We start from the raw sequence: 4,174 nt of genomic DNA on the forward strand, positions 1-4,174 counted from the left end.
CTTAAACGTATAATTCCAGGATGCGAATTGAGTTTCTGTTTACTTTGAAATAAATCTGAAACATTCTTTGGTTGATATTATGCAATTATTAAAAATAATGATATATATGTCACAATAATTTTTATTGATTTTAAATCATGCATATGCATTACATTTAATCATGTATTTTTTTTTAAACACTCGGGTTATTAATAAAGAATAAATAAAACATTAATAATCAATCATATGATTCAAGGTTTAATTTTTGACAATTTCGAGAAGTTACCTCAAAAACTTGATGGTGGTGTAATTTGATTATGCTTACAATGAATTAAGTGTCTGAATGCTAATTCAAAATTTGAGTTTAGCGATGAATTATTTTAAGATTTAGAACAATTAAAAGTTAATTCATAAATAATAGTAATCGAGCCGATTATATTTATGTGCTAATTGCTAACTTAATAGGCGAAACTTAGCAGGCAGGTGGTCTTGGAAGTAAACATAGATGGTTAAAGGGTCAACCTATAGCTTTCGTGAGACATGGTCGGGGGGAGTATATTCAAAATAATCATTTAGGACGTCCAGAGCTAATTACTAATTTAGGTCAGACTATGAATTGGTCGAATCGATTATTAATTTATATCTAAAAAGTGAATATCAATTTATTGGATGTGATTTAAAGACTTATCTATCAGACTATCGCGTAATTAATGCTTCTAACTTTTAAGGTAGAAGCATTAATTTTATGTCTTTTATTTTTATGTATCACAAAAGCCAGACCAATCAGTCATCAAAGATTTACGTTTTTCAAGATAGGTTGCACGCAAGTAAGTAGCTTCAACCTCATCTGCTAAGTTATGGGCTAATACATGTTCACAGACTTCATGAGGGGAATCGGTTTTATCAGCTGACTAGTCACGAAAAGTAGAACTAAAACCATATCGTGATGTTTCCGCGATTTATCAAAGCTTGGTAGTAAGAAGACCAATTGGTCATAGCATAAATTTTAGGTGCAGGGTTATCTGATGATTATATTGCTAATCTGACCTTATGGATAAGTTTGCGCAACAAAGTAAAATTCCAGCTTTTATGCTTATTAATTTCAATTAAGGGTATGTTTTTTATTGTATAACCAAAGAGGAGTTACCGAATGAATTCGCGTATTTACCTAGCACTATTAGCAGCAATTTTCTATCCATTATTCCTTAATGGGTTTAATGCAGTTTTGCCAAAGCAAGAGTTTATATCCTTGTATGCAATAATTCCTTCTATTTTATTTCTTATTGCAGCTTTAGCAGTACCAATATTAGGATTCGCTGCTGTAGTTTCATTGGGAAGGGCTCGCCCAAAGGATATAGCGAGCCTTAAAGCTCGTCGTTTAGCATATCTAACAGTAGCGGCACCTACACTTTATGTTTTGACAGGAGTTCTGCTTTACATGGCAGGAACTTCGATACCAGAAGAGTTGGTTTGGATTACTATATGGTTAATAATATCTTTTTTTGCCCTCACAGGGAAGAATAAACCTCTCCTCCAAATGCCTCCTCCAATTAAAGTCAATTTAAGAATTTTTCATGGAATTACTGGGTCTATTGTTGCGTTATTCGTATTTTTCCATATTGTTAACCACTTATTCGGCCTTATTAGTCCAGAAGCACATGCTGAAGTGATGGCTATTGGACGTATGATTTATAGAATACCAGTGGTTGAAGCTATCTTAGTATCAACCATGATAATCCAAATTTTAAGTGGGCTATGGCTTGCATGGAAATGGTCAGCACATGAAGTAGACTTTCCAAGGATTTTCCAGATAGGGAGTGGTGTATATTTGTCCCTGTTTATTCTAGGTCATATGAATTCAGTTTTCATTTTTGCCCGCACATACCTTGGTATTCAAACAGGATGGGACTTTGCCACGGGTGCACCAACTGGCTTGATTAATGATCCATGGAACATTAGGCTTTTGCCACACTACATTCTTGGAGTCTTTTTTGTATTAAGCCATCTCATTTCTGGACTTAGAATAGTGTTGCTTGCTCACGGCACTAGCACCAAAATTGCTAACAGGATTTGGTGGATTGGGCTAACAATAAGTGCACTTATTGCTATTATTATTATCGCTGGTATGTGTGGGCTTCGTATTTAATGAAAACAATTGATAATATTAGTTATTTTAAAACTTAAAATAAATACTATTAAGATTTAAATGGTAGGGAGAGGGAAAAATTTAAAACGTTGTTTTTCTATTAGGGAAGAGCAGCGTGTCTAGCCCTGAAATAGGTTAGTGATGAATTATTAGTTGAGATGAAAAAAATGGAGGATGAGAGATTTTGACAAAAGTTGTTGATATAAAAATTGTAGTTAATTTTTAACTAACTACAATTGAAAAACCTATAATTTTTATAAAGGTAAGGCTTTGTTGCACAAAAAATATAAATTGAAACTTTCTTAGGTTAAGAAAATATAAGGCATAACTTGGAAATTTGGTCTACGTGGAGTATGTTGCTCCTTCGCGATGCGATAGATAATTTGTCATCTATTCCCGTTGAAAGTACGCAAAGGATATTTGATTTTTGTTTAAGAGAAGCATTATTGAAAATACAATCCTCAGATTTCTATAGTGCAGGTATGATTTTGAATTTGATACATAATCTACCTCTAACTATAGAAAAAGCAAAATCATGGGATGTTGCTTACTTTTTTATCGATAGAATTAACTATTTTTTGGAAATTTCGAATTAATCAAATCTGCAAGAAAAATAGTATTCTTTATATGTGGAGTATTAAGCCCTGAATATATCAACTAAAAAAGCTTTATTTGGAATAAGTTGAGATAAGATTCATATATTGAGTCGCAATTGCTATGAGAATAATTGGGTTACACTTCTATAAGGGAAGCCTTGAAATTGTTCTCAAGGCTTTTTTATAAGATTGGAAATTATTTTGTTTAAGTTCTATATTTCTAAATGGTATGTTCATCATTAACTAAATAAGTCTATTAATGCTTCTGCTTTAAACGGCAGAAGTATTCTTGTTATGCATCATAAAACATAGTCCAGTCAGAATTTATCTGAAAGTATGCTACTATCACGAGTTGCAGCGAGTATAGAGTTAAGATTTATATTAGCCTGAATAGATTTAAGTAATCCAATTATGGAAAATTAAACTAAAAATATAGAAGATTTAAAATTAAATCTTTTGTAATGTCTTAATCTATTCTTAAGTAATGATATCAGGTTTATTAGGAAAAAACCGCCAACAATGGCGGTTTTAATGGATAAATATTTTAATATTTAGAGTACTTTATTTAAAGCTTCTACAATTGTTGACATCGAATTTTTATTAAAGTAAGTCTCACTAATTTGAAAATCTTTATCTTCTGGCTGTTTTTGTTGCTGAATTAGATCACCTCCTCCGTGAAGTAGCTGAAATGTACGAAACTTCTACCATTCAAATAAGACAAGATATGAAATGTGCTTTAGCATTCATTTCTGGTCGATATCCAATTTTAAAGTCAGACCTGCTTAAAAAGTAGATAAATTATAGGAGTCAGTTATAAACACATTATTAATTCATTGTAAAGGAGATTTTATTGATGAAATCAACACCTAACCAAGCTATTTATGACTTTAGTTCTGCTGTCTATAAACTAGTATTATTAGGTTATGAAAGAGGAAATGATAAAATTTTAAAAGAATACTTCCTAATGCGGTGTTTAATGATCATTAATGAATTAAAGTCATTAGATGCAACGATATCCATACGAGGGCAAACTATTCAATATATAGTTGATAATATAAAATACACATTTTGGTTAATTGAAGCTCCAGAACCTAATGAAAAATTTAAGTTTTTAGAATATTTAACAAAAGAATTAACAAGTATTTTTTATAATTTAGATATAACATATTGATTCATTAGAAATTATCCTCTTGATTGTGCACTATAGCTAAAATATTACATATTTTAGCTATAGTGCACAAAGTTATGGTAATCCACTACATATCAAAGCTCATCAAAAAGATGGGCTTTTTGATTTAGATGTCTTCAATATTATAATTATGGTTAACATTAAACCTCTTTCATAAATCAAAAAACATACATCTTTTTATTCAATATTCATCCTGCAAAAATTAAGATTTTCAAGCATAATCTGTGTATGAAATATCTCGATTCAAAAAAGCTTTCTGATTCT

The 4,174-nt window shown here is 30.9% G+C and carries 2 protein-coding genes and 1 pseudogene; 2 read left to right on the forward strand and 1 reads right to left on the reverse strand.

The features are described from left to right. Positions 1-737: 737 nt before the first annotated feature. A pseudogene (locus ASC84_RS23310) lies at positions 738-917 on the reverse strand (integrase); the annotation flags it as partial. Between the two features lie 212 nt (positions 918-1,129). Here ASC84_RS23310 and ASC84_RS14030 point away from each other — a divergent pair. Then, positions 1,130-2,125 (forward strand): hypothetical protein, encoded by a 996-nt coding sequence (locus ASC84_RS14030; protein WP_056515775.1) that lies wholly within the window; start codon positions 1,130-1,132, stop codon positions 2,123-2,125. Between the two features lie 1,449 nt (positions 2,126-3,574). Continuing rightward, positions 3,575-3,892 carry a hypothetical protein gene (locus tag ASC84_RS14040; protein ID WP_056515782.1) on the forward strand — a complete coding sequence of 106 codons (318 nt, stop codon included), beginning with the start codon at positions 3,575-3,577 and terminating at the stop codon, positions 3,890-3,892. Positions 3,893-4,174: the final 282 nt, after the last annotated feature.

The sequence above is a fragment of the Acinetobacter sp. Root1280 genome (genome assembly GCF_001425285.1).
In the GTDB taxonomy this organism is placed as follows: Bacteria; Pseudomonadota; Gammaproteobacteria; order Pseudomonadales; family Moraxellaceae; genus Acinetobacter; species Acinetobacter guillouiae.